General features: G+C 43.0%; 21 protein-coding genes. 8 read left to right on the plus strand and 13 right to left on the minus strand.

Annotated elements, in window-relative coordinates:
- The 5 genes from CXF61_RS10925 to CXF61_RS10945 form a co-directional block, all read right to left on the minus strand.
- Window positions 1–153: transposase (locus CXF61_RS10925; RefSeq protein ID WP_165598231.1), on the minus strand; the 153-nt coding region annotated here is incomplete at its 3' end.
- A 99-nt stretch (window positions 154–252) separates the two neighbouring features.
- Window positions 253–855, minus strand: a complete 603-nt coding sequence (locus CXF61_RS10930; protein WP_165598232.1) for a hypothetical protein — start codon at window positions 853–855, stop codon at window positions 253–255.
- Between the two features lie 532 nt (window positions 856–1,387).
- A complete protein-coding gene (locus tag CXF61_RS10935; protein WP_165598233.1) occupies window positions 1,388–2,056 on the minus strand; it encodes a glutathione S-transferase family protein in 669 nt (222 codons plus the stop codon).
- A gap of 25 nt (window positions 2,057–2,081) precedes the next feature.
- Complete coding sequence (locus CXF61_RS10940; RefSeq protein WP_227526669.1) at window positions 2,082–3,260, minus strand: aromatic amino acid transaminase; 1,179 nt, start codon at window positions 3,258–3,260, stop codon at window positions 2,082–2,084.
- 18 nt (window positions 3,261–3,278) lie between these two features.
- Window positions 3,279–4,196, minus strand: a complete 918-nt coding sequence (locus tag CXF61_RS10945) for a DMT family transporter (protein ID WP_227526670.1) — start codon at window positions 4,194–4,196, stop codon at window positions 3,279–3,281.
- 147 nt (window positions 4,197–4,343) lie between these two features.
- On the opposite strand from CXF61_RS10945, the gene CXF61_RS10950 reads away from it, so the two are divergent.
- Window positions 4,344–4,799 (plus strand): Lrp/AsnC family transcriptional regulator, encoded by a 456-nt coding sequence (locus CXF61_RS10950; RefSeq protein ID WP_165598234.1) that lies wholly within the window; start codon window positions 4,344–4,346, stop codon window positions 4,797–4,799.
- A gap of 281 nt (window positions 4,800–5,080) precedes the next feature.
- On the opposite strand, the gene CXF61_RS10955 is transcribed toward CXF61_RS10950, so the two are convergent.
- From CXF61_RS10955 to groES, 3 genes are all read right to left on the minus strand, one after another.
- Entirely contained in the window at window positions 5,081–5,452 is a 372-nt protein-coding gene (locus tag CXF61_RS10955) for a hypothetical protein (RefSeq protein ID WP_165598235.1), read from the minus strand.
- A gap of 381 nt (window positions 5,453–5,833) precedes the next feature.
- Window positions 5,834–7,474 carry a chaperonin GroEL gene (groL, locus tag CXF61_RS10960; protein ID WP_165598236.1) on the minus strand — a complete coding sequence of 547 codons (1,641 nt, stop codon included), beginning with the start codon at window positions 7,472–7,474 and terminating at the stop codon, window positions 5,834–5,836.
- Window positions 7,475–7,597: 123 nt separating this feature from the next.
- Window positions 7,598–7,888, minus strand: coding sequence for a co-chaperone GroES (groES, locus tag CXF61_RS10965; RefSeq protein WP_057758860.1), 291 nt, complete (start codon window positions 7,886–7,888; stop codon window positions 7,598–7,600).
- Window positions 7,889–8,366: 478 nt separating this feature from the next.
- Here groES and CXF61_RS10970 point away from each other — a divergent pair, with 478 nt between their 5' ends.
- Window positions 8,367–9,146 carry a DUF3108 domain-containing protein gene (locus tag CXF61_RS10970; RefSeq protein WP_165598237.1) on the plus strand — a complete coding sequence of 260 codons (780 nt, stop codon included), beginning with the start codon at window positions 8,367–8,369 and terminating at the stop codon, window positions 9,144–9,146.
- Window positions 9,147–9,256: 110 nt separating this feature from the next.
- On the opposite strand, the gene CXF61_RS10975 is transcribed toward CXF61_RS10970, so the two are convergent.
- The gene (locus CXF61_RS10975) at window positions 9,257–9,706 is read right to left on the minus strand and encodes a hypothetical protein (RefSeq protein ID WP_165598238.1); all 450 of its coding nucleotides are present in this window, start codon (window positions 9,704–9,706) and stop codon (window positions 9,257–9,259) included.
- A 154-nt stretch (window positions 9,707–9,860) separates the two neighbouring features.
- Window positions 9,861–10,478, minus strand: coding sequence for an NAD(P)H:quinone oxidoreductase (gene wrbA, locus CXF61_RS10980; RefSeq protein WP_101204845.1), 618 nt, complete (start codon window positions 10,476–10,478; stop codon window positions 9,861–9,863).
- Window positions 10,479–10,734: 256 nt separating this feature from the next.
- Here wrbA and CXF61_RS10985 point away from each other — a divergent pair, with 256 nt between their 5' ends.
- From CXF61_RS10985 to CXF61_RS11000, 4 genes are all read left to right on the plus strand, one after another.
- Window positions 10,735–12,306, plus strand: coding sequence for a YihY/virulence factor BrkB family protein (locus tag CXF61_RS10985; protein WP_165598239.1), 1,572 nt, complete (start codon window positions 10,735–10,737; stop codon window positions 12,304–12,306).
- Between the two features lie 166 nt (window positions 12,307–12,472).
- Window positions 12,473–15,289: a M66 family metalloprotease gene (locus CXF61_RS10990; protein ID WP_165598262.1), complete on the plus strand. Its 2,817-nt coding sequence runs from the start codon at window positions 12,473–12,475 to the stop codon at window positions 15,287–15,289.
- A gap of 327 nt (window positions 15,290–15,616) precedes the next feature.
- Complete coding sequence (locus CXF61_RS10995) at window positions 15,617–17,173, plus strand: DUF2254 domain-containing protein (RefSeq protein ID WP_165598240.1); 1,557 nt, start codon at window positions 15,617–15,619, stop codon at window positions 17,171–17,173.
- A gap of 154 nt (window positions 17,174–17,327) precedes the next feature.
- Window positions 17,328–18,602: a cation:proton antiporter gene (locus CXF61_RS11000; protein WP_160022600.1), complete on the plus strand. Its 1,275-nt coding sequence runs from the start codon at window positions 17,328–17,330 to the stop codon at window positions 18,600–18,602.
- 78 nt (window positions 18,603–18,680) lie between these two features.
- On the opposite strand, the gene CXF61_RS11005 is transcribed toward CXF61_RS11000, so the two are convergent.
- The 3 genes from CXF61_RS11005 to CXF61_RS11015 are packed head-to-tail and all read right to left on the minus strand — an operon-like array spanning window position 18,681 to window position 21,565.
- Complete coding sequence (locus CXF61_RS11005) at window positions 18,681–19,166, minus strand: DUF2127 domain-containing protein (protein ID WP_179799561.1); 486 nt, start codon at window positions 19,164–19,166, stop codon at window positions 18,681–18,683.
- Between the two features lie 55 nt (window positions 19,167–19,221).
- A complete protein-coding gene (locus CXF61_RS11010) occupies window positions 19,222–20,433 on the minus strand; it encodes a dihydroorotase (protein ID WP_179799546.1) in 1,212 nt (403 codons plus the stop codon).
- A gap of 58 nt (window positions 20,434–20,491) precedes the next feature.
- A complete protein-coding gene (locus tag CXF61_RS11015; protein WP_101204850.1) occupies window positions 20,492–21,565 on the minus strand; it encodes an aspartate carbamoyltransferase catalytic subunit in 1,074 nt (357 codons plus the stop codon).
- A gap of 389 nt (window positions 21,566–21,954) precedes the next feature.
- On the opposite strand from CXF61_RS11015, the gene CXF61_RS11020 reads away from it, so the two are divergent.
- Together CXF61_RS11020 and CXF61_RS11025 are read left to right on the plus strand one after the other, a co-directional pair.
- The gene (locus CXF61_RS11020; protein WP_165598242.1) at window positions 21,955–22,938 is read left to right on the plus strand and encodes a class 1 fructose-bisphosphatase; all 984 of its coding nucleotides are present in this window, start codon (window positions 21,955–21,957) and stop codon (window positions 22,936–22,938) included.
- 105 nt (window positions 22,939–23,043) lie between these two features.
- A complete protein-coding gene (locus CXF61_RS11025) occupies window positions 23,044–23,838 on the plus strand; it encodes a TrmH family RNA methyltransferase (protein ID WP_165598243.1) in 795 nt (264 codons plus the stop codon).
- The last annotated feature ends 76 nt before the right edge of the window (window positions 23,839–23,914 follow it).

Here is a 23,914-nt window from a genome sequence, read left to right on the forward strand (position 1 = left end):
AGTGGCGTCCATACCACCATATTTAGATCGCCAGTTGTAGAAGGTGCTTTGGCTGATGTTATGCTCACGGCAGAGCTCGGTAATAGGGACGCCTTGTTCGGCTTGTTTTAGGATGTTGACGATTTGGTTGTCGCTAAAGCGTGTCTTTTTCATAGGATTCTCCTGCTGGTGTATTTTAGCAGTTAATCTCTATTTCTAAGTGTTCTTATTTATTGGGGGGATTACCAGGCATTACTGCCTGACTCAAGTAAATCAGCCTCCGATAAAGTCGGGGCGGTTCAATACTGCCATCCCATTTGACTTACGCTTAGTTAAGTTATAATCCCAATAAAATAGCGTGCCATAACCTTCCCCTACTACTTTATCTACATTAAGATGTTCATTTAATAATTGCAAAGTAACGACACTACTTTCCCATTGTTCAGCAAACTGCCAATATAACGTAGGCTTATCATGTTGTATTGCATTGTTGCCATAATGAAAAAAAAGCACACCGTTTCTTGTAATACTTAAGATTTTTCCTGTCAGCGCTCTGAAACCAATATTAAGCAGGTAATCTAAATCCGCAGCTTCGATTTTCTCAATCACTGAATCTTCAATTTCTTCAGTGTACTCACCCTGCTTCGGTATAGACATGATAGTAGGCATTGAGCCATGTTTTGATAAGTCGTGGATAGAATAATGCTTAGCATTACTCTTAGTTCGAGAAAGAAAAGAGAATATTTTTTGATTAATTAGGGGAATAGACTTTAGTACACTGCGTTTCTGTTTTATATTTCGTTGAATAGCGATACAAACCTCGACAACTCCTTCATCCACCAATGACTTAAGTGGTTCAAAGTTGTACCACGCCAAGGTCTTATCTTCTACAAGGATTCCAAGCCTAATCTTCTTTATCGTTATCACATTAAATGGTACACGATATTTTGCGCATTCTGATCCGCAACACGTGTCCAAACTCCTTTTAAGTAAAGTGTCATTCCATTGTATATTCAAATAATAACATATATAGTAATACATGTTAAAAGAAACTCACCATTAAAATTAGACGCAAAAAAAGCCCTGCTATCTTTCGATAAAGAGCTTTTAGTAGTCAAATAGGTTTTATGAAAAAATCATACTTTTAGCGAAACACGATTCATCGAGAAAGGTGAGAAAATGGTCAATATAAAGTGAAAGGCTGAACAGCTAAAGCAGTTTAATTTGGCGGGATATTATTATAAAGCAGCCTCTGATGACAAGACATAGACGTTTAGAAGAGATGCGGCGGATCAGTAGCTTGATATAAAAACTATATTTACTACAATCCCTAGAAGTCACTAGAAGCATTGCATTCAGTGCTTCTAGCCCAATCATCAGATATCCTTTAGTTGAACATATGAACAGATCACAACAATCCTTCTTGTGCCATCATTTCTTGTATCGAGGCGCGGTTTAGCATGGCTTGATAGTGTGCACTTAGGTGTGTCCAGTCTTGTGCTCGACTCGCATATCGCTGACTCCAGTGAGCAATCATAAATAAATGAAAATCAGCCCCACTTAATTTATCGCCCAACAACCATGGACCATTATTTGCTAATCCCTTTTCAACAATACCCCAGCAGTGGGTTAGCACATCATTCGCTTTATCTTTCACTTGCTGCAAATTGTGCTCGGCGCTGATGTACTGCTCGGGATGTGCCCAGCGATTAGCGGCTTCTTGTAGTGTAGAAGACATCCAAAACAAATATTGGTAATAAACACCGCGCCTAGGGCAGCCTGTGTCTGGTGCTAGCCCAGACTCTGGGTGTTGATCTAACACATACATTAAAATTGCCGCAGACTCATAAATAACCTGTCCCTGATGCACCAACGTAGGTACTTTGCCATTTGGATTAATGGCTAGATACTCAGCTGATTTTTGCATGTTTTTAGACAGGTCTATTTCTATCATTTCATAAGAAACGCCTAGCTCCTCAAAGACAGCATGGGTGGCCATATTGGCACCACCCTTATCCCAATATAAAGTATAAATAGTCGTGTCCTTCTTGCTGTGGCGATTGATGGATAAAACCATTGCACTGAGTTATAAAGATTATTCTCTAACGTGAAATAATCGATATGATGGCGCCCGCCAGTTGAGGGATTTCCGTCATTTTCAAACCGGCAATATTGATTCTACCATTTGGCATGCCGTAGATAGCGAACTCATCTTGCAGTATCAGCATTTGATTTTTGGTTAGCGGTAATAGAGAAAACATGCCTTTTTGTTGCGAAATGTCCAAAAACTCTGCAGGTGCACCCCTATCTTTTAATGCTACGCTTAATGCTTGGCGAATAGTATCTACCCTATCGCGGTAGCTTGCCAGCTCGTCTAGCCAAGCGTCTGGGCTGTCTAGCAAATAAGAAGCCACTGCGGCACCGTGATTGGGCGGCATGGAGTAATTGGCGCGTGTGATGGTTTCTAAAAGTGTCTGTATATCTGCATGGCGGTCATGGTTCGTCGTCATTACCGTGGCAATACCCGTACGCTCATTGTATAGTCCCATATTTTTTGAACAGCTAGCGGCGATAAATGCAAAGTCAGAGTCTTCAATGATTAAACGCAGTCCTGCAGCATCGGCATCAGGATCACCTCCAAAACCTTGATATGCCATATCAATAAACGGGACAATATTTTTCTGTTTACACCTATTAGAAAACTGTTGCCACTGCTCTAAAGAAGGATCTATACCGGTAGGATTATGGCAGCACGCATGTAATAACAACACGTCTCCTTCTTTTGCTTTTTCTAGCGTAGCTAAACACGCATCAATATCTAACTGGCCATTTTTATTTTGCCAAGGATACGTATTAACCGCTAACCCAGCACCTTCCATTAGCGGACGATGATTGATATAGCCAGGGTCACTGATCCAAACGGTTGAATCGGGAGAGAGCGTGGCGATTAAATCAGCAATGAGTCGTAATGCACCTGATGCTCCAACCGTCTGAATCGTGCACTGGTCTTTTAGACTTGGACTGTCACCCAGTACAAATTTTGCCATTTGCTGGTTAAAATTAGCGTTACCCGATAACATGCCATAAGCCTTCGAATGAGCTTGATGAGCAAGATGTATCTCTGCGTCTTGCACGGTTTTCATCACAGGCGTATTGCCATGCTTGTCTCGATAGACACCAACCAATAGATCTATTTTATGTTTGCGTTGGTCAGCACGAAACCTACCTAACAATGCCCACAGTGGATCACCATTGATAACAGGCATATTATCTAACATCATGATACTTCCTTAATTAATTTATGTCGCTCGATTGGACAAGATGACACCAATGGTACTGAGTACGATGCCGCATATCATAATGACTGATAGAGACTCATTGAGTATCAGCGTAGCCAGTATAGCGGTTAATCCTGGGGATAAAGAGCCAAGTAATAAGGTACGAATGGAGCCCAATTGTTTTACTGCATAAGAAAACGCAATGGTTGATACCACCCCTACACCAAGTCCTTGTACTAGGATAAACGGAAGCGCTTCATCAAAAGATACAGAACCTATATTCGTCTCTACAATACCAGACAGAACCATCATCAATGTCAGAAAAAACGAGGTATAAGAGAGCACGATAGCAATAGCTATTGGACTCAGTTTGGTGCTTTTTAACCCTAAGGTATAACCCGCCCAAATCAGGCTTGCCATCAACAGTAACCCTACACCATACAGAAGACTATTAGGTGTTGACTGTGCACGCCCACCAATCATAGTAGCTATGCCAAAGAGAATAAGGATTAATGCGGCAAATTTTCTTAATGATATTCGTTGACGATAAAAAATAAAAGACAATATTGCGGCAAAGAAGACTGGCGTCCCTGTCAAAATAGTACCAACGTAAGCTGCTGGTACCGTACTTGCACCAAAAGTGGCCAATAAAAGAAAAGGCACGCCGCCAAGTAAAACAAACATGATGTCTGGCAGTCTGATATTTTTGACTTCATGCCAACTAGAGAGTACCCAAGGAGTCAATAAGACCAGCGGTACACTAAAACGAATGAGCATGACATCCGCAATACTTAGCGACGATGTACTAACCGCTCGTACAGTCAACGCAAATCCTGACCAAATCAATAATACGACGCTCATCGCCACATAGCCTTTGGTTAGTGGCGACATTACAAACAAAGGATTTTTGCGCGATGAGGGATGGAATATCGTATTCATAGTCGTGTCTTATGCTGCTATACAAAGACCAATTATCGATTAAAATACGCGCTTTTATCTCTATTTATTCATTGCAATTTTGCAAATATTTGGTGGATAATGCTAACTAAATAAAAATTATTGGCTTAAAAAGCCAAAAGGTAAATTATGGACAAAATCGACCGCCATATCTTGGAAGTGCTCCAGAAAGAAGCGCGCTTATCTACAGCCGAACTGTCCGAACGTATAGGGCTGTCGCCGTCTCCTTGCGCGCGACGCCTAAAGCGTTTGGAGGACGAAGGTTATATAGAAAACTATCAAGCGAACGTAAACAAAGCCAAAGCAGGTATTGCGATGAGTTTCTTTGTGGAGGTCAGTCTCAACAGCCACCAAGAAAAATCTATCGCAGCCTTCGAACGCGCTCTGTCCAATATGGACGAGGTGATTAATGGACATGTGGTATCGGGTTCTTATGATTATTTATTAGAAGTGGTAAGCCCCAATCTCGATGGTTATGAGCGGTTCACACGTAAGCTGCACAAGCTTGCTAGCGTAAAAGATATACACACTCATTTATCGGTGAGAAAGGTAATCAATAAGACGACTCTACCTATTTTTGTGTGAGATTCTTTCATACTGACTAGGAGCACAATATCTCGCTCGATCACTCGTGAGTAGCAAGACCCATAATAAGTTCATTTGGATTTGACAGAATATTGCTATGATAAAAAGTCTTGATAGTACGACGTGGACGTTTAGACGAGATACAGCGGATTAATAGAGTATTTGATGAGCTTTAACTATAACGCCCTAATATAGGAGATATTACTAGGGCTTTATTTTAGAGGGATAAGTAAGTCATTCATAGTAAGTAGCTTATTAACAATAGATTTGTATTCACCGTATTATAGGGAAATCTCAACCTCTATTTTGATTGGTCGTTTTAAATGGATAGTGACTTTTATATTAATAGAAGCTGCTTCTGGTGGCTCATTGTCCAAAGCGCCGTCAACGATATGTGCGATTTTCATTGCTTCTACTTCTTTAAGCTCAAAGCCGTTTGCTTTGGCACCTCTCATCACTTTTTCATAAATTTCTTTTTCGCTTGTGTAGCGCTCTTTATTGTTAAATGATAACTGCATAACTTTAGAATGAGCAACGCTAGACATCTCCATCGGCTTTTGCATTTTAAACCTATCTAAACTAGGATCAGCTGAACTACTAGCAGAAGCTAGCACTAGGGCTGATGCTACCATTGCAATCGATAAAATCTTCATTTTGAATTCCTTTTGAGTTAATTTATTCCTTCTAAGTTAAAATACTATTAGCGAATATATTCGCTATATCAACTATATCCTAATAAATTATTAATTGAAAATTTAAATTAATATTAGTAATACTAATATTATTAAGTATTGGATAATTTTAGTTAGTTATCCCTATTCTGATTTTCTGCACAATGCCAATTATTACTTTAAATCAAACAAAAAAAAGCCCTGCTATCTTTCGATAACAGAGCTTTTAATAGTCAAATAGACTTTATGACAAAATCATACTTTTAGCGAAAAACGATTTACCGAGGAAGATAAGCGAAAATAGTACTTGTTGTACATTGAGCATATCTGACAAAGATAAATCGCTTTGCAGCAGAAGTAAAATTACATCATGCCGCCCATTCCACCCATTCCAGCACCGCCGCCCATAGCAGCCATACCGTCATCACCTTGCGGTAAATCAGTGATCATAACTTCAGTCGTTAGCATTAGGCCTGCCACAGATGCAGCATTTTCTAGCGCTGAACGAGCAACTTTAGCTGGATCAAGGATACCCATCTCTAGCATATCGCCATATTCGCCAGTCGCTGCGTTGTAACCGTAGTTACCACTGCCACTCTTCACTTCGTTAACCACAACTGAAGCTTCTTCGCCAGCGTTGGTTACGATTTGACGTAGTGGTGCTTCCATCGCACGACGTAGGATGTTCATACCAGCGTTCTGGTCGTCGTTATCACCGCGTAGTTCAGACAATGCATTCATCGCACGAACTAACGCAACACCGCCACCAGGTACAACGCCTTCTTCAACCGCTGCACGAGTTGCATGTAGCGCATCGTCAACGCGGTCTTTCTTCTCTTTCATTTCAGTTTCAGTTGCTGCGCCGACTTTGATCACTGCTACGCCGCCTGCTAGTTTAGCAACACGCTCTTGTAGCTTTTCTTTGTCATAGTCAGAAGTAGACTCTTCGATTTGACGGTTGATAGACTCAACACGGTTTTCGATGTCAGTTTTGTTGCCAGCGCCATCAACGATAACGGTATTTTCTTTACCGACAGTCACTTTTTTAGCAGTACCAAGTTGCTCTAGAGTAGCAGTCTCTAGGCTTAGACCAATCTCTTCAGAGATTACAGTACCGCCAGTTAGCGTTGCGATGTCTTCTAGCATTGCTTTACGACGATCGCCGAAACCTGGTGCTTTAACAGCACAAGTTTTCAAGCCGCCACGCATGTTGTTTACAACTAGTGTTGCTAGTGCTTCGTTTTCTACATCTTCAGCGATGATCAGCAACGGCTTGCTCTGCTGCATGACTTGCTCAAGTAATGGCACGATCTCACGGATGTTGCTGATTTTTTTGTCAACCAACAAAATATATGGGTTTTCGAATTCAGCAGTTAGGCTGTCTTGCTTGTTAGCGAAGTATGGGCTGATATAACCACGGTCAAACTGCATACCTTCTACAACTTCTAGGGTATCTTCGAAGCTTGAACCTTCTTCAACCGTAATAACGCCTTGCTTACCAACTTTTTCCATCGCTTGCGAGATCAGCTCACCGATTTTGGTATCTGAGTTTGCAGAGATAGAACCAACTTGAGCGATTGCTTTGTGATCGTCAGCTGGCGTTGATAGTTTATGGATTTCTTTAACTGCTTCACGTACCGCTTTGTCGATACCGCGCTTAAGATCCATTGGGTTCATGCCAGCAGCAACTGACTTCATGCCTTCTTGTAGGATTGACTGAGCCAATACAGTCGCAGTGGTTGTACCATCACCAGCGACATCGTTAGTGCGACTAGCCACTTCACGTACCAGCTGTGCACCCATGTTTTCAAATTTGTTTTCTAGCTCGATTTCTTTGGCAACCGATACACCATCTTTAGTGATGGTAGGTGCGCCAAATGATTTGTCGATAACAACGTTGCGACCTTTAGGGCCTAGTGTTACACGTACTGCGTTTGCTAAAACGTTTACGCCGTCCATCATTTGTTTACGGGCATCAATGCCGAATTTTACGTCTTTTGCCATGTTAAATTACTCCACTATTATAAGTATGAGAATACAATTGATTGATTTGATAGTTGCTTATCAAAAGCGATTATCAGAAACTGCTATCAAAATGTGCTGAGTATAAAATAATACTCAAAAGGACTAGCCTTCTAGCACACCCAATACATCAGACTCTTTCATAATCAATAGTTCTTCACCGTCAACCTTTACGGTTTGACCGGCATATTGACCGAACAAAACTTTGTCGCCAGCTTTTACATCTAACGCACGAGTTTCACCGTTATCACGAACTTGACCATTACCAACTGCAAGCACTTCACCTTGTGAAGGTTTCTCTTGTGCTGAACCAGGAAGCAAGATACCACCAGCAGTCTTTGTTTCTTCTTCTATACGGCGGACGACAATACGGTCATGTAAAGGACGAATGTTCATCGATATGACTCCAAAAGTTGGTTAATAAAATTAAGGGTTTATTTGAATTAATGGTCTCAATACCAGTATCTATAGGGAACACTGCCAAAAACAACGCTTTATAGATAAGCCTTGAGCTTGTAACAAAAAGTGGGGGCAAGGTGAGTTCGGTTCAAGTGTAAAGCCCAAAAATTTACAAGATTATTTTGCAAAAATAGATCAACCGACGTTTCATATCGATGTATTACATTTAATAGAGACGATCTGCTAGTTAGGTAAAGGACAAGAAGTAGGAATATTTAAAGATATTGAAGAGCTGAATTTGTATTTTAACCAATGCCAAATCAACTATAGAAACATTTGCTACAAGCACTACACGAAGCGGTATGACACCACGCTTGAAAATGTAACAGCGTATGACCATTATAGGTCTGGTAAACATAATAAGAACGAACGATAAAAGTTGCTATATCAGCAATAAATTAATGAAGGGGTATCTATGAGTTTTTCATCAATGTACAAAAAGTCATCAAGCGACAATGTTGATAATGCTAATAACGCAAAACGTAGTCCATCTAAATTTTTATCTGCCTTAGTGACAGGCATCAGTATCTCTACCGTTGGAGCTTTGAGTATGACCGCACCTACCCTTGCCAGCGCAAAAACTGTTCAACCATCGACTGCCAATTATAGTTTTACCGTTGAGGACAAATACAAAGGCACAGCAACTCGTACGCTAAGCAAATCTGGTAATACGTGGAAATATAACGTTAAGGCTCGCGTCGCTGGTGTGGCTAGCGCCTCGCAAAACAGCACCTTTACGCTTAATGGCAACAATGTCAGTCCCACGCAGGCGAGCACCACGTACAAACTACTTGGCATGGGTCGCACGCATAAACTAGACTTCAACCCAAGCAGCAAAAAAGTCACCAGTAACTATAAGGGCAAGTCGACGACTATGAATATGTCGCAACAAGCCTTTGATGACTTGAGTCTTGAGGTACAGATTCGTCAGGATTTATTAAACGGTAAATTCTCTGGTAACTACTACATGGCAAAAAAAGACAAAATCGAGAAGACGCCATTTAAAAAATCAGGCAGCACTAAGATTACCGTACCAGCGGGTACCTTTGATACGGTACGTGTTGACCGCGTCCACGATGACGATAGCCGCTCTACCAGCTTTTGGTTAGCCCCAAGCTTGGACTATATGCCAGTTAAAGTTAGTCAAATTAATGATGGTAAGAAGATGGATTTAGAATTAACTAAGATTAACTAATCTACTTATCTTGAAAGTTATAAACAAAAAAGCGGCGCTCTAGATGGGGCGCCGCTTTTTTATGGTTTTAGATTGATAGATATAACTTATTAGGCTTCAGGTAAGTTCAATTATTGACGAGGTTTCTTCACAACGTTGTTCATCGAAGGCAGGCGTTTAAGCAGAATAAATAGCCAAACATTGATAGCAAGCAATAGTAAGAAGTCCGTTAAGTACACAGCGATTTCAGCCCAACTACTTCCATATATACGAGTAAACAGCACCACGCCACTCGCACCCAAATATACCAAGGTAAACATACTGCTAATTAATAATGCATAAGGTGAACGACCACGCAATATCCATGGCGTCAAAATCAATGCGGGCACTAGCCATAATGCCTGCCAAGCAATACCGCCAACGATATCAGGGCTACTAGGATTAAAGATACCAATAAAGATAGGCAATCCGAGCAGTCTATAAACGAGCCAAATTAACCACGTAACCTTCAAGCGCTGTGCAATAGGTGCGATAGGCTTAACCGTTTTAAGAGGCTTTGTATTAGAGCGGGTTGTGGCCATTAGATATTTTGATTTCCTAAATGAATAATATACTGCTGAACATAAATAAGTAGCTCTTTGTTATAACCACTTGCTTGTAATCAAGTGATTATAGACATTCAATCATAGATTTTGAGACTTAGACGATTCTAGACAGCAAGTTTATAAAAGTTGCTTATCGGTTCCAATTAGCCTGTGCTAATGCAGCCGCAGTAATCGCTAAACGGCGACCCTGCGCAATACCCAAATCTCGCTCGTCAGCAGATATTGGCTGATCATGCGATGCACCGCTGACATGGCTGGCACCATAAGGCGTACCGCCGCGATGAGTACGGTTCAACGCTGGCTCTGCATAGGGCACACCTACGATGACCATACCGTGATGCATCAGCGGCAACATCATCGTCAACAGTGTCGTTTCTTGGCCACCATGCATGGAACCTGTCGCCGTAAATACTGAGGCTGGTTTGTTTTGTAGGTTCCCTGCCAGCCATAAGGTCACGGTATTATCCCAAAAATACTTCATAGGTGCGGCCATATTACCAAAGTGCGTTGGGCTACCAAGCGCTAGACCGCTACAGTCTTTTAGATCATCCATCGTACAGTACAAGTCGCCTTCATCAGGTATCGCAGGCTTACTTGATGTGGTTTCAGGTGCCACTGTCGGTACCGTACGGATACGCGCGGTCATGCCAGCATCTTCAATACCTTGAGCGATAGCATATGCTAATGTCTTAGTCGTACCATAATTAGAATAATAAAGCACCAAAACATAAGGGTCGGTCTGACTCATTAGCAAAGCTTCCTTATAAAAACGTCAGTCATACTGGCCAGCAAAGATGCGGCGAAATATACGACTAACTGGCATTGTAGAATATGTGCACATTATGCCCGAGTCATTCACTGTCATGCAAATAACCATGATTGATAACCTGACTTATATTGTATCTGATGCGCTAGGTAGTGCATTTTGACACAATTAAACCGCAGATGATAACCGTTCATTTTTGTTACACTATTGTCACTCTTACTTTTGCTTAATGGTCGACATGGAAAAATTATCTCAAAAACTCCCGTTTTTACAACAGCGCTGGTTTCAGTTCTTGCGATTTTTGGTTCGACATTTTTTTGAAGACAACTGTCAGCAAAAAGCAGCATCGCTAACCTACACGACTATGCTGTCGATCGTGCCTGTATTAACCGTTTTGCTCATGATATTGTCCTCTGTACCGGCACTGGCATCCGTCAGAGCGCAGATATACGAGGTCATTTATAGTAATCTATTGCCGCAATCGAGCATGCAAGTTAGTGAGTACATTAATAGCTTTGCCGAAAAATCATCCAATCTAACCATTATCGGTGCCATGATTTTATTCTTTACGACTATCATGACCTTGACCACCATCGAGCGCGCGTTTAACCAAATCTGGCGAGTAGAAGATCGCTCTGGTGGCATCAAAAGCATGCTGCGTTATTGGACTATAGTTACCCTAGGGCCGCTGGTATTGGGCACCGCTTTTATCGCTTCAAGTACCGTACAGAGTCTGAGCTTTCTTAATCGTCAAATTGCAGGCTACGGTATCGACTGGAGCTTTTGGGTACAAATGGCATCGATTGGTATTACGATGGCGGGATTTATCGGTATGTACTGGTTTATTCCAAAGGCGCGTGTACCAGCAAAAAATGCAGCCATCGCTGGCGTGTTTGTGGCCATTGTCTTTGAATTAATGAAGCATCTGTTTGGTACAGTGATGGCTAACTTTACCAGCTACGAAGCGATTTATGGCGCTTTTGCCGCATTGCCTATCTTTCTACTATGGATTTATCTGTCATGGAATTTGATTTTATTAGGCGTTGAAATCAGCTATACCTTGACCATTTTTGAGACAGAAGAAGTTTACCCTCGTCACCCGTTACTCAGCTTGCTGGACATGCTGAACTTGGTATATACCCATCATTTAAAAGGTGAGGCCGTCAGCGAACAAGCGCTGCGCAATGTGTTGGGCCGCAAAGAGCTACCCAAATGGTACACCTATATCAACTACCTCCAAGACAGCAACCTCATCACCATGACCGAAGATGAGGACTATGTACTCAAAAAAGACTTGAGCAAGATGACATTGTGGGATTTTTATCGTACCTTGCCCTACCCACTTCCTATCAAAGACGAGCTGGATGAGATGAGGCTAGAAGACCAAAAACCTTGGCTCAGCTTACTGGTAGATCGTTTTGAGCACACAGAAGCGTATGCTAAGCAGCAGCTAGACTTGCCGTTGAATGTAATCTTTACCAACGCCGAACCGCGCAAAAACCCTGATGATAAAGGCACGAATAAAAACACCCAACACCCTTTATTTAAAAAACCTGAATTTAGAAAAACATCGCAAGCCGCTCCTAAAAGCTTAGCTCGACAGTTAACTGATACAACAGCGACCCCGCACTTTGATCCAGCCGCTTATGACAAGGACAGTGAGGTTGAATGTGATGCACATGATAATGAAATCATCATTCCTATAGACCCAAAAACGGCGCCGTCTCCACAAACCAGCAGATGGGGACACAAAAGCACAATCATCACCGAAGCGGACAACCCTAAACACGGCTCTAGCAATAAAAATTAGTTTGCTAAAATAGATAAAAGAAAGCTAATTGGAAACAAGAAAACAAATGTAGTACAGTTTATTAATATAGCTGTTATATTCCCAGCAACACATTTGTTAGGGTATTCTTTTGACACATAGCACAGCATTTCCATTAAAAACCATAAGTATCGGCATCCTCTCTATAATGCTATCTGCATGCGGTGAAGGTAGTGATGATAATACACAGCCTGCACCATCTGATAAGCCGCCTGTAGTGGTTCCACCTGATATAAGTGAGCCACTGACACCGCTGGAGCCAAGTACGCCGATCAAATATTCAGAACCACAAAAAGACCGTGCTGATTATTATCAATTAGGCTTCTTTGACTATGACGGTGCCGGTAAAACACGAGAGATCCGTTCTGATTTACTAGGTTCTTTCCAAGCTATGATTCAATTTGGGCAGAATCATACGGTAGATCCTCAGGGCAACGAAGCAAAAAACATGCCACGCCTAACTGCAGAAAAAGAGGCGTTATTACTGGTTACGCCTACGCTTGAGATGGGAGCAGTCAATCAACTGGTTGCTGAGATTTATCAAGATGGTCTGCTATTACGCAGGGTCAATTTAGACGACCCGACCCAAATCCCACCATCTGACCAAAACAACAGCGATGATAGACCACGGGTCGCCTATAGTAAGCGCGCTTGGTCAACCAAACTCAACTGGGATGAAGTACAAAGTGGCTTTAAGATTCGCATTGTCGATGAACAAAATCGTAGCGGTGAATTACTAGAGAATAAAATAGACTTTGCGGCGCCAGGTGAGCTGGTCTTAACCAATATTCGTCTTGGTCTTTTGAGCCCAGTGACTGTAAACAACAATGGTCATTATATGCTGCTACAGCCAGAAAAGGCGGGCGCAGATTATTTCCAAACCATTCCAGCAGCAAAGATGACTGTCGCTAAATACGATGACGTCGTGCTTGATCGGGTGATGGTAGCGAACGGTACTATTTATGATACGGCTTCAGGTAGCAGCTCAGATGGCAGCGTATACAGGGGTGATATGCGCGAAAATACAGGCAAATCAACCTTTGGCGTCGGTATTAACCTTGCCAACTGGGGCGTCACTAGCGCATCGATGTTAAGCCAAGAGCAGCCGCAGCTCACCCAAAATGTCAATGCACACCATGCCCGTGGCAAATACGCCAACGGTACATTTAACCACGGCTTGAGCGGTGGCAATGGTATGCTGACTTTGATTGACTCGGTCGGTAATGAGTTTAGTCATGAAATTGGCCATCATTATGGATTGGGGCATTATCCAGGTAAAGTCGGTGATAAAAAATTCTGGTCAGAGCACCATGCCGATAGTGGTTGGGGTTACATGCCCCTTAGAAATAGAATGCGGGGTAACTTTGAATGGTGGCGAAAAGACGTCGGTGCCGGTACTGAAGACTCACCTACTTTCTTAGGTCAATACGGTTATGGTCGTGACGCCATGTCTGGTGGCTCTAATAACAGTGACATCTCGCGCTATACTCATTACACCGGCTATAGTACAAAAACCAAAATCCAGCCAGCATTTGATCGTTATATGTTTGCCAGTGACTCACCGACCGGCTATAAAAAATGGGATGCTGAGCGTCAAAGAATGCAGATCGCACAACCAAAAGTACCACGATTTAATAATGTTTGGTACAACAGCGCCGATGGCAACTATTTAAGACCGCGTTTGCAAGGCGTGCCTGTTTATACTATTTTAGGCGGTTATGACCCTGTCACCCAAAAGGGTATTATCTATCCGGCAGCGCGTGGTAACTGGGGTAACGTCTTTGACTTACCGGCGGCGAGTAGTTCAGCTGACGTCGCTAGCTGCTGGCTGACCGTTACTTACAGTAACAACATGGTCAATAACATTGCCCTTGCCCCTCATCGCATGAATGGCAATAGCAATGCCAATAAATTTCACGTCAATTTAGCGATTTCTGAAAACCCTAACAAAGTCGATTTGTATTGTAAAAAAGCCAACGAAGCACAGGTATTATTATCATCAACCACTATTGGTCCCTATAGCGATACCATTAAGCCAGCCGTTACCTTTGGTAAAGAGCATGGCTTTAGCGCCTTAAGAAAAATCGAATTACCACTATTAGCGCAGCAACTTATCGATCAATCGGCCAACCCGACTATCAATTTGGACGCCGAGGGTGAGCTGATATATCACTCTTATAAAGATGATCGTGATGCGCTCAGTCAAGTACTCAGCCCGCTTGCCTTTCAGGTACTCGAGCGTTATGAGCAGCAACAACAGACCATGTATCGCTTAAATCGTTGGGTCGATGTGTATCGCACTGATTTAGTCGAGGGCGGGCCGGAGGTCATCACTGCCTTTCATAAGTTTGTCAACGAATTAGAACTGCAAGATGATCAGCCTCTAGCAAATGTCAGCCCACTCATGAATGGTAACAACTGTCTTAAGGTTGAGACATTAAAAGATGGTAAGCTCAATACTTTTATCAGCGGACCAAGTGCTTGCACAGGAGATGACTCTGAGCAATGGATTCAAGACAGCAAAGGTCGTATCCACAATAAAATGGCACTAGATCAGTGCCTAATGCCGCAAGATGGCAATGTCATTAACCTAGCTCCTTGTGATGATCAAGCAAGCTTGCAAGTTTGGCAAATGGATATATCCGCCAACGCCATCAAGCAAGGCAATCAATGCTTTGACTTAGAAAATGGCTATATGAGTAATAATCGCGCTCGACTCATTCGCTATAGCTGTACAGGTGGCGGCAACCAAAGATGGACGATGCTCACGCAAAACTCGAGTTTGATATTATCTAGCGCTGGCAAAAATCTACCGCTGATAATAGAGAGTATGCAAAAACAAGCAGTGTCGACAGACACCATGCAAATGCAGTTGGCAAGCACCAATAGTAATCATCAGCAACCCTCTACACTAGCAAAAGTAAGCAACGCGATAAGCACTTGGTTTTATAGTCTCATCAGCTAATTGAAAATACATAATAATGGTAAAAATAAGCTCCTATGATAGGGGCTTATTTTTACTAAATTTTTCATCGTTATTATTTATATGATAAGGTAATAAATAGTCAAAAGATTACTCCAGCGTTACGCTTAAATGTATCACCATTTTATTTTGTACCGGCTATAGGGTGTAGACGCAGCAAGCAAGGACAATGAATCGCTGTAGGACGATACCTGTTTTAAAATAGATTCACTATATACGATCTCGTCAGTCATTTTTGGAGCGCGAACATTGGACAAACACCCTCAAAATGGCTTTTTTAAGCGACTACTCTTATTTTCAGTGCAGAGAATGAAGGCGTTTTCGCAGCTTTGGTCGTTACAGACATTGGCTGACCTGCCCGATCGTTTAAGAAACTTGTGGCAGGAGTTGATCGGCTCTTATTGGTTTATTCCAACCGCTTGTGTCATCGTGGGTATTTTGCTTGCTCCTTTGCTAGTCGCGATTGATCAGCATTTTGATCGTGAAACGGTAAAAGAGATCTCCTTTGCCTTTACTGGTGATGACGAAGCGGCGCGCGCGATTATGACAGCTATCGCTGGTGCGGTACTGGGCGTGGCAGGTACGACATTTTCGATTACAATCGCTGTCCTGTCGATGGCCTCTTCACAATTTGGCCCAAGACTGCTACGTAACTTTTTGACCGACACTCCAAACCAGTTTGTCCTTGGCGCTTTTATTGGTACATTTAGCTATAGCTTACTGGTACTAAAGTCTATCCATAAGTCTGACGTAGCTTTTGGTGTACCGCAATTGGCAGTGACTTTTGCCATTATCATGGCGATTATCTGTGCGCTGTTGTTAGTTTATTTTGTACAGCATATGGTGCATGCCATTCAAGCATCACACGTCATTCAAAATGCTAGCAACGATGCAATTGCAAACATTTACTATTGGTATAACGATCATTGTGATATTCAACATCAACGCGATGCTGAGCACCATGATATCGAGCAGTTCCAAAACTGGCCTGCTATGCCTATTTATTCACCAAATTCAGGTTATCTACAGCAGATTTATCTTGAGTCATTGATTGCGCTGTCACAAGATTATGGTGGCGTGGTACAGATGCATGTCAACCTCGGTAATTACGTCACTGACAAAAACGTCATTGGTTACTTTTATCAGCGGCCTGCATCTCATTCAAATAATCACCAAAAGACAGCAACTCCGCATCTGGCCGTGATACCGAGAGCGCCTGATGGACTGTTTTGGCAACGTCTGGCAGGTTGTCTACGACTTGAGCAACGATTGGCGCACTCTAACGACATTGCCTATAGCTTAGGTCAGATGACGGAGATTGCTGTACGCGCGTTATCCCCTGGTATCAATGATCCAAAGACTGCTGTCAATTGCGTCCAATCTCTAACCAGCTGTCTGAGTATTATGATGCGTCGTCAGCCACCAAGCCCTTATCATTTTCACATACCACAGTCAGACACTAACGATAGCTCTGAAAATACTATCAAACAGAAGCGACTGGCCATATTGGCACTAGTGACTCATATCCCAAAGATTTCTGACTTTATCAATGTGTCACTTGGTGAGATACGTCGTTATGCAGCTGCTGACCTCATGGTCTTAAAAGCACTATGTCAGGCAATGGTCAATCTGAACTATGCACGGGTAAACAGCGCACAGCAGCAAACGCTATTACATGAATTGCATCTGATTCAGCGCGCTGGTGAAGAGAATTTAAATTATCAAGAACTGGTCGATGACTTGGTCGCTATGTGCGAACAAGCCAAGCAATTTATCCTTGATAACGATGCGCAGCACAAGCATTTTAATTATGTGAGTGAGTTTGAAGCGGATATTCGTCAAGCGTTACAGACACAGTCTAGTTAATGATATAACCAATGAACTGTTTAAATAGATGGCAATATCAGTCTTTATAAACACATTACTTATAATCACAACCCCTAGAGCTAACAACACTTATAACATCCCTATAAGCCCTGCGCTTTAGATACTTTTTATATTCATATGAGACCTACTTTTTATGGCATCTGCAACCAGTCTTACCATCCTAGAAATCAGCGCCATATTTTTGTCGATTACTGCTTCGTTAACTTATATTAATCACCGTTTTATTGGTTTGCCGACCACTATCGGTGTCATGGTCATCTCTATCTTACTGTCAATCGGTGCGATATTTTTGGGCTTCTTAGGGTTTGATCAGCTGATTGATTACGAAGTCAGTTTATTGGAGCAACTTGATTTTACCGAAGTGCTCTTAGACGGTATGCTATCAATGTTGCTATTCGCAGGCGCATTACACGTCAATATTGGTGATTTAAGACGCTACAAGCTACCTATCGGCATCCTTGCTGGACTTGGTACGATCATATCGGCGATGCTCATTGCGACCGCGATTTACTTTATGCTGCCGCTATTCGGTTTCGGCTTACCGTTTCTTTGGTGCCTGTTATTTGGTGCGCTTATCTCCCCTACCGATCCTATTGCTGTCATGGGCATTCTCTCATCAGCAGGCGCTCCAAAAAGTATCGAGACCGTCATCGCTGGCGAGTCATTGTTCAATGATGGTATCGGCGTGGTCATCTTCGTTTTATTACTAGGGATTTTATCTAGCGGTGATATTCCTACTGCCAACTATGTCGCACATACATTAGCGGTTGAAGCTGGTGGCGGCGTTGTATTCGGACTGGTACTTGGTGCGATTTTGTATTACTTACTCAAAAGTATTGATAGCTATCAAGAAGAAGTGCTATTAACATTAGCAGGTGTCATCGGTGGCTACGCGCTGGCCAGTCATTGGCACTTATCAGGGCCACTCGCCATGGTCATGATGGGTCTGATGGTCGGTAATCGAGGTCGCGAGCTAGCCATGAGTGATAAGACACGGCACTATATTGATTTGTTCTGGGAATTGATTGATGAGATTTTAAACGCCATTTTGTTTGTGCTCATCGGTCTAGAAGTGGTCATGATTGCTTATTCAGGCAATTTATTTATCGCGAGCGGTTTGACGATTTTGATTGCGCTGATTGCTCGATTTATTGTGGTTGGTATGACGACAAAAACCTTTCATCGTCAGCTTGATCTGCCTACGGGCGCATGGAAAGTCCTAACATGGGGCGGTTTACGCGGAGGTATCTCAGTTGCGTTAGTATTACAGCTACCAATCGGGGCTGAACGAGAGATTTTATTGGCACTCACTTATGCGGTGGTGATTTTCTCTATCTTGGTACAAGGTTTAAGCGTTGGAAAAGTCGCTAAAAGCATTCGTACGGATGAAAAAACAGTAGACGTATAAGCCAAAAATATAGCAGGCACAAAAAATCCAGCGTAAGACAAGTATCTTATGCTGGATTTTTTAACTTAAATTTAAATGCTATATCAAGCCCTTTCGTTTCATATTACGATAAACCACAATAATAATAAGCAGATTAGAAACCAGTATCCCAAGCTTAAACCAGTCAAACGGGCTAACGATCAGATAGTAGATTTCTATAGGAATAAATACCCCGTAGCCTAGTACCCCAAACCAATACGCCCATGTTTTGTCATGCCATAAGCCGTAAGCTTCGAGAAAGCGCAAACTGGCATATGCAAATATCAATAATAAAAACATCGGCCAGTTTTTACTTGCTTGCTGAGCAATACGTACGGCACTATCGATTTGCGGGGCAAGCATATGGCCGAAGCTGCGCTGCCAAGTAACCGTTGCAGTCGTCAGCCAATGCTCAAGATTGGTATGCCACCACCATAATGCCCCTGCTCCTAGTAACGCACCAACACCTTTCACTACCTCATAAATGGCCACCGCTTTGATAGACTCGCTCGCCGTACTGAGCGATTTTTCTTGCTGACCATTCATGGTACCCCCTTTATCCTTCGAGGATGGCGGCAGACGGTCATCCTGTCGGGGCAAATTAGCCAAAGAATGTCTCCACAACACGTCCTTGCAACTGCTGATTGAAAAACGGCGTGTTCTTACCACTCGATAGCATCGATTGCGCGGTTACTTGCCACTCAAGGTTAGGATCGACCAATACTGCACCGCCGATAGCTTCATACTGCTCACTAATACCTGCGATTTTTGCAGGATTTAGGCAGATTTTGTCTACCAGTTGCGAGAGTGTTAATACCTCGTCATTTACCAGCTGACAAGCTAGCGCCATAAACGTATCAAAGTTTGAGATACCTGGCGTACTTTCAGCAAATGGTGCTTTTTTGGCGGTACTATTCAGTGGCTCGTGATGACTACAGATAGCATCGATAGTGCCATCCTTTAATCCACGGCGGATTGCCTGCTGATCCGTATTACTACGTAGCGGTGGCAACACGTACGCCTGAGCATTAAAGCCTTCAAGATTGTCATCAGTTAGATAAAGCTGATGCATCGCAACATCGCACGTAACAGGCAGACCTTTGTCTTTTGCCCAGCGCATGAGCTCGATGGAAGACTTACATGACAACTGGCTAAAATGAGCAGCGATTCCAGTCTCTTCAACCATCAGTAGCTGCGTAGACAGTGCAACCGTTTCTGCAATCCAAGGAATCCCTTGTAGACCATGATAAGAAGCAATATAGCCCTCATGTGCCACGCCATCTCCAGACAGACTTGGCTCGTCAGGATAAAAGAATACTTTCATACCAAAAGTCGCCGCGTATTCTAGTGTACGTAGCAATACTAAGTCATTACGAAAAGGTCTACGCGCATTAGATACCGCAATACAGCCGCCCTTTTTAAGCCCTGCGATATTAGATGGTCGTTCGCCCTCTAACCCTGTGGTCAATGCACCCAAAATATGCAAGTAAATCCCGCCATCACTCAGGGCGCGCTCACGTAAGCCTTTTAAGAGTGAGCCGTTTTCTAAAATAGGATTGGTATCAGGTGGCGTCACCACATGCAAAAATCCATTACCACGAGCAGCGCTGCCTTCTGATTTTAGCGTACCGTGTTGCTGCTGGCCTGGCTCACGCAAACGCGCGCATAGATCTACTAGTGGTGGTAATAACCACATCTCACGGTCAGAATCGAGTGTAGATAGTTTTTCTGTTGCAGTTTGCGGCAATGCATCTTTAAATGCTTTTGGTAAATGGTCAAGAATGGGTGCATCCGTATTAAGCATGGTAGACATAACGTTATTACCGTATCAATAAAATGAAATAAATGAGAATAAGTCGCGCGGCAGGCTATTACTTGCCAGCCGCTTGATGAGCACGTTGACCTTCCATCGCAAGTGACAAGACCGCCATGCGAATAGCAATGCCGTTATTTACCTGCTTTAAGATAACGGATTGTGCGCCATCAGCCACACTAGAGGCAATCTCAACACCGCGATTCATTGGACCTGGATGCATGACTAATGCATCAGGTTTGGCAAGAGCGACTCGCTCTGGCGTAATACCATAATGCTTGTAATACTCATTGGATGATGCCAAAAGCGGCGAGCCGATACGCTCATTTTGTATTCTTAATCCCATGATCACATCACAGTCGGTGACACACTCGTCCATGTTTTCATATACTTGCACGCCAAAACGCTCGATACCTTTGGGCAGTAAAGTGCGCGGCGCACAAACACGGATGTCTGTCACACCTAGTGTTTGCAATGCACTGATATCAGAGCGTGCCACGCGTGAGTGCTTAATATCACCAACGATTGCGATAGACAGCTCTTCAAACGGGCGCGGCGCTTCACGGTGAATGGTCAACATGTCGAGCATTCCTTGAGTGGGATGCGCATGCCAGCCATCACCGCCATTGATAATAGCGATATCAGGCGTCACTTCTGTCGCCATAAAATGCGCGGCACCTGATGCTGAATGGCGTACTACAAAGATATCCGCGGTCATTGCCTGTAGATTCCACAACGTATCGCGCAGACTCTCGCCTTTTTTGGTACTAGAACGTTCGATATCGATATTGAGTACATTGGCACCCAAACGTTTTTCTGCCACCTCGAATGTCGTCCGTGTACGAGTCGATGGTTCAAAGAACAAATTCATGACCGTATAGCCGTCTAACTCAGGACGATTAATTAACTGTCCGTTTTCATCAAAGAAAGTCTCTGCTTTTGCGATAATAGCTTTGAGCTGTGCTTTGTTAAGACCTTCAACACCTAAGAAATGCCGGATACTGCCATCAGTGTTGAGCTGCGGACGACTTAGTGAAGTATTGAGCCTTTGATGAATCGTATTGGGATCAAATTTTGCATAATCAGTCGGTGAGACTGGTTGTGTAGCGCTACTATCGATAGAATTTGACATAATGGCGAGTCTTTATTGTGGGTTTATATGAGTCTATAGTAATCACTTATTCATCTTTGTTCGATCATTTATCACTGATAGGCATAGATACAAAGGACATTTTGACGCTTATTTGCTACAATTTACCGTAATCAAATTCGACCAAAAAATAGCCTCAGCAGACAATCAGAAAGCGTGAGTAGACATGCTGTATTCTCATAGAGAATAATTCTGACAAAACTATAAATGAATAACAATAGATATAGTGTAGCCGATTTTATGGTCGGGACAAAGATGCCGTATTAGCTATTTAAGAATTTACCTATTTCAGGTGTGCTAAATGCCACCTACTTCTTTACTTTGACACCTATCCGTTCTTTTACTTTCCATACTATTTATTAGGAAGCCTTATGACGACCTTAGCAGACTATCTAAACCAACATGCTACTAGCCCTGCACTTAACGACGTGATTACCACTGTCACTGATGTCGGTAAGACGATTTCACAACTGCTCAGAAAAGGCGCTCTGGCAGACATCTTGGGCGAAGCAGGTAACCAAAACGTCCAAGGCGAAGATCAGAAAAAGCTCGACGTACTGGCCAATGACTTATTGCTAGATGCATTGGCAAAAAACACGCACTGTGCAGGCGTTGCTTCAGAAGAGCTCGATGACGCGACCCCTGCTAATGACGATGGTAGTCTATTAGTTCTGTTTGACCCATTAGATGGCTCATCAAATATCGATATCAATATGGCTGTAGGTACGATTTTTTCTATCTTACCGTATGAACGTCAAGGTCAAACCAGTGAAAACAGCGACTATCTACAGGCAGGTAACAAACAGCTAGCAGCCGGTTATCTGCTATATGGTACCTCTACTGTCCTAGCGTTAACCGTCGCTGATAAAGTTGTGATGTTTAGCCTAGATCCAGAGACTTCTGACTATGTGCTGATAGAAGACAATGTTCAAATCGATGCCGATACGAGCGAGTATGCTATCAATAGCTCAAACTATCGCTACTGGCGCGCCCCGATGCAACAGTACATCGACGAGCTCATCGCTGGCGAGACAGGCGTACGTGGACGCGATTTTAATACGCGTTGGGTAGCCGCCATGGTCGGTGACGTCCATCGTATTTTATGCCGAGGTGGTCTGTTCACTTATCCGTTTGATACCAAATATGCTCATAAAGCGGGTAAACTACGCCTGATGTATGAAGCCAACCCAATGAGCTTATTGATTGAGCGCGCGGGTGGCGGCGCAACAGACGCCGTCAATCGTATCTTAGATATCGAACCGACTGATATTCATCAGCGTGTTCCTGTGGTACTCGGTAGCAAAAACGAAGTCAATTACGTGAAAGATTTACACGTCAATTATTCTGAAAAATAATTGATTGCCGCACCTGTTAAGAACAGCCAGCAGAATGCTAAATCAATGATAAACATTGTGCTAGTTATCTAAACGACTCCTTTACCCTTCTCTAAGCGATCCACTATGGTATTAAATCCCACCGAGCTGATTACCTCAGATAAGAACACAACAGTGAAGCTTGTAAAAGCACTGTTGTCCCAAGCACGCCAGCGTAAGAAGAACGGTCAGACAGTCATAGAAGGCGTCCATTTGATAGATGCTGCGCTACGTAGTGACTATCCTTTTGCTCAGATACTACTATCTGAATCAGCGCGTAGTCACCCTGAAGTTCAGCAGGTATTGACTCGCCTGCCCACTTATACGCCTATTTTTACTTTGTCAGACGCACTTTATGAAAGTATTCGTAGCTTGGGTACTGGCATCGATATCATGGCGATAATCAAAGTACCAACGCCTAGTCTATCGATGATCGATGAAGACTCCTTAATCTTGAACGACGTGCAGGATAGTGGGAATGTTGGTACGCTACTACGCACAGCTGCAGCCGTTGGTATCCGCAATATCTTATGTACCAGTGCGACTGCTCAAGCGTGGTCTCCCAAAACGCTACGAGCAGGTATGGGTGCACAGTTTGCCCTGACTATCTATGAGGGCTTGAGTACGCAAAATATTTTAGATCACGTACAAGTGCCGCTTTTGGCGACTAGCTCACATACAGATACTATCATTTACGAGCACGATTTATCTGCGCCTGTGGCATGGATTATGGGTCACGAAGGCCAAGGCGTTAGCGACGATTTGATGCAATGTGCCACGCCTATCGCTTTACCGCAGCCAAATGGTCAAGAGAGCTTAAATGTAGCGATTGCAGGGTCTTTATGTCTGTATGAGACCTTACGCCAAAGACAATACTCTTAGCATGCATTTATAACTGTTATTAAAGCCTAATTTATCAAGCATAAAAAAACCCACTATCATTTAATAGTGGGTTTTT

Source organism: Psychrobacter sp. 4Dc, from assembly GCF_002836715.1.
In the GTDB taxonomy this organism is placed as follows: domain Bacteria; phylum Pseudomonadota; class Gammaproteobacteria; order Pseudomonadales; family Moraxellaceae; genus Psychrobacter.

Bases quoted from the DNA above. Each gene is read 5' to 3' on its own strand.
- CXF61_RS10935 (WP_165598233.1), bottom strand. From the start codon at position 2,056: ATGGTTTTATCCATCAATCGCCACAGCAAGAAGGACACGACTATTTAT.
- CXF61_RS10940 (WP_227526669.1), bottom strand. From the start codon at position 3,260: ATGATGTTAGATAATATGCCTGTTATCAATGGTGATCCACTGTGGGCA.
- CXF61_RS10945 (WP_227526670.1), bottom strand. From the start codon at position 4,196: ATGAATACGATATTCCATCCCTCATCGCGCAAAAATCCTTTGTTTGTA.
- CXF61_RS10950 (WP_165598234.1), top strand. From the start codon at position 4,344: ATGGACAAAATCGACCGCCATATCTTGGAAGTGCTCCAGAAAGAAGCG.
- CXF61_RS10955 (WP_165598235.1), bottom strand. From the start codon at position 5,452: ATGAAGATTTTATCGATTGCAATGGTAGCATCAGCCCTAGTGCTAGCT.
- groL (WP_165598236.1), bottom strand. From the start codon at position 7,474: ATGGCAAAAGACGTAAAATTCGGCATTGATGCCCGTAAACAAATGATG.
- groES (WP_057758860.1), bottom strand. From the start codon at position 7,888: ATGAACATTCGTCCTTTACATGACCGTATTGTCGTCCGCCGTATAGAA.
- CXF61_RS10970 (WP_165598237.1), top strand. From the start codon at position 8,367: ATGAGTTTTTCATCAATGTACAAAAAGTCATCAAGCGACAATGTTGAT.
- CXF61_RS10975 (WP_165598238.1), bottom strand. From the start codon at position 9,706: ATGGCCACAACCCGCTCTAATACAAAGCCTCTTAAAACGGTTAAGCCT.
- wrbA (WP_101204845.1), bottom strand. From the start codon at position 10,478: ATGAGTCAGACCGACCCTTATGTTTTGGTGCTTTATTATTCTAATTAT.
- CXF61_RS10985 (WP_165598239.1), top strand. From the start codon at position 10,735: ATGGAAAAATTATCTCAAAAACTCCCGTTTTTACAACAGCGCTGGTTT.
- CXF61_RS10990 (WP_165598262.1), top strand. From the start codon at position 12,473: ATGCTATCTGCATGCGGTGAAGGTAGTGATGATAATACACAGCCTGCA.
- CXF61_RS10995 (WP_165598240.1), top strand. From the start codon at position 15,617: ATGAAGGCGTTTTCGCAGCTTTGGTCGTTACAGACATTGGCTGACCTG.
- CXF61_RS11000 (WP_160022600.1), top strand. From the start codon at position 17,328: ATGGCATCTGCAACCAGTCTTACCATCCTAGAAATCAGCGCCATATTT.
- CXF61_RS11005 (WP_179799561.1), bottom strand. From the start codon at position 19,166: ATGAATGGTCAGCAAGAAAAATCGCTCAGTACGGCGAGCGAGTCTATC.
- CXF61_RS11010 (WP_179799546.1), bottom strand. From the start codon at position 20,433: ATGTCTACCATGCTTAATACGGATGCACCCATTCTTGACCATTTACCA.
- CXF61_RS11015 (WP_101204850.1), bottom strand. From the start codon at position 21,565: ATGTCAAATTCTATCGATAGTAGCGCTACACAACCAGTCTCACCGACT.
- CXF61_RS11020 (WP_165598242.1), top strand. From the start codon at position 21,955: ATGACGACCTTAGCAGACTATCTAAACCAACATGCTACTAGCCCTGCA.
- CXF61_RS11025 (WP_165598243.1), top strand. From the start codon at position 23,044: ATGGTATTAAATCCCACCGAGCTGATTACCTCAGATAAGAACACAACA.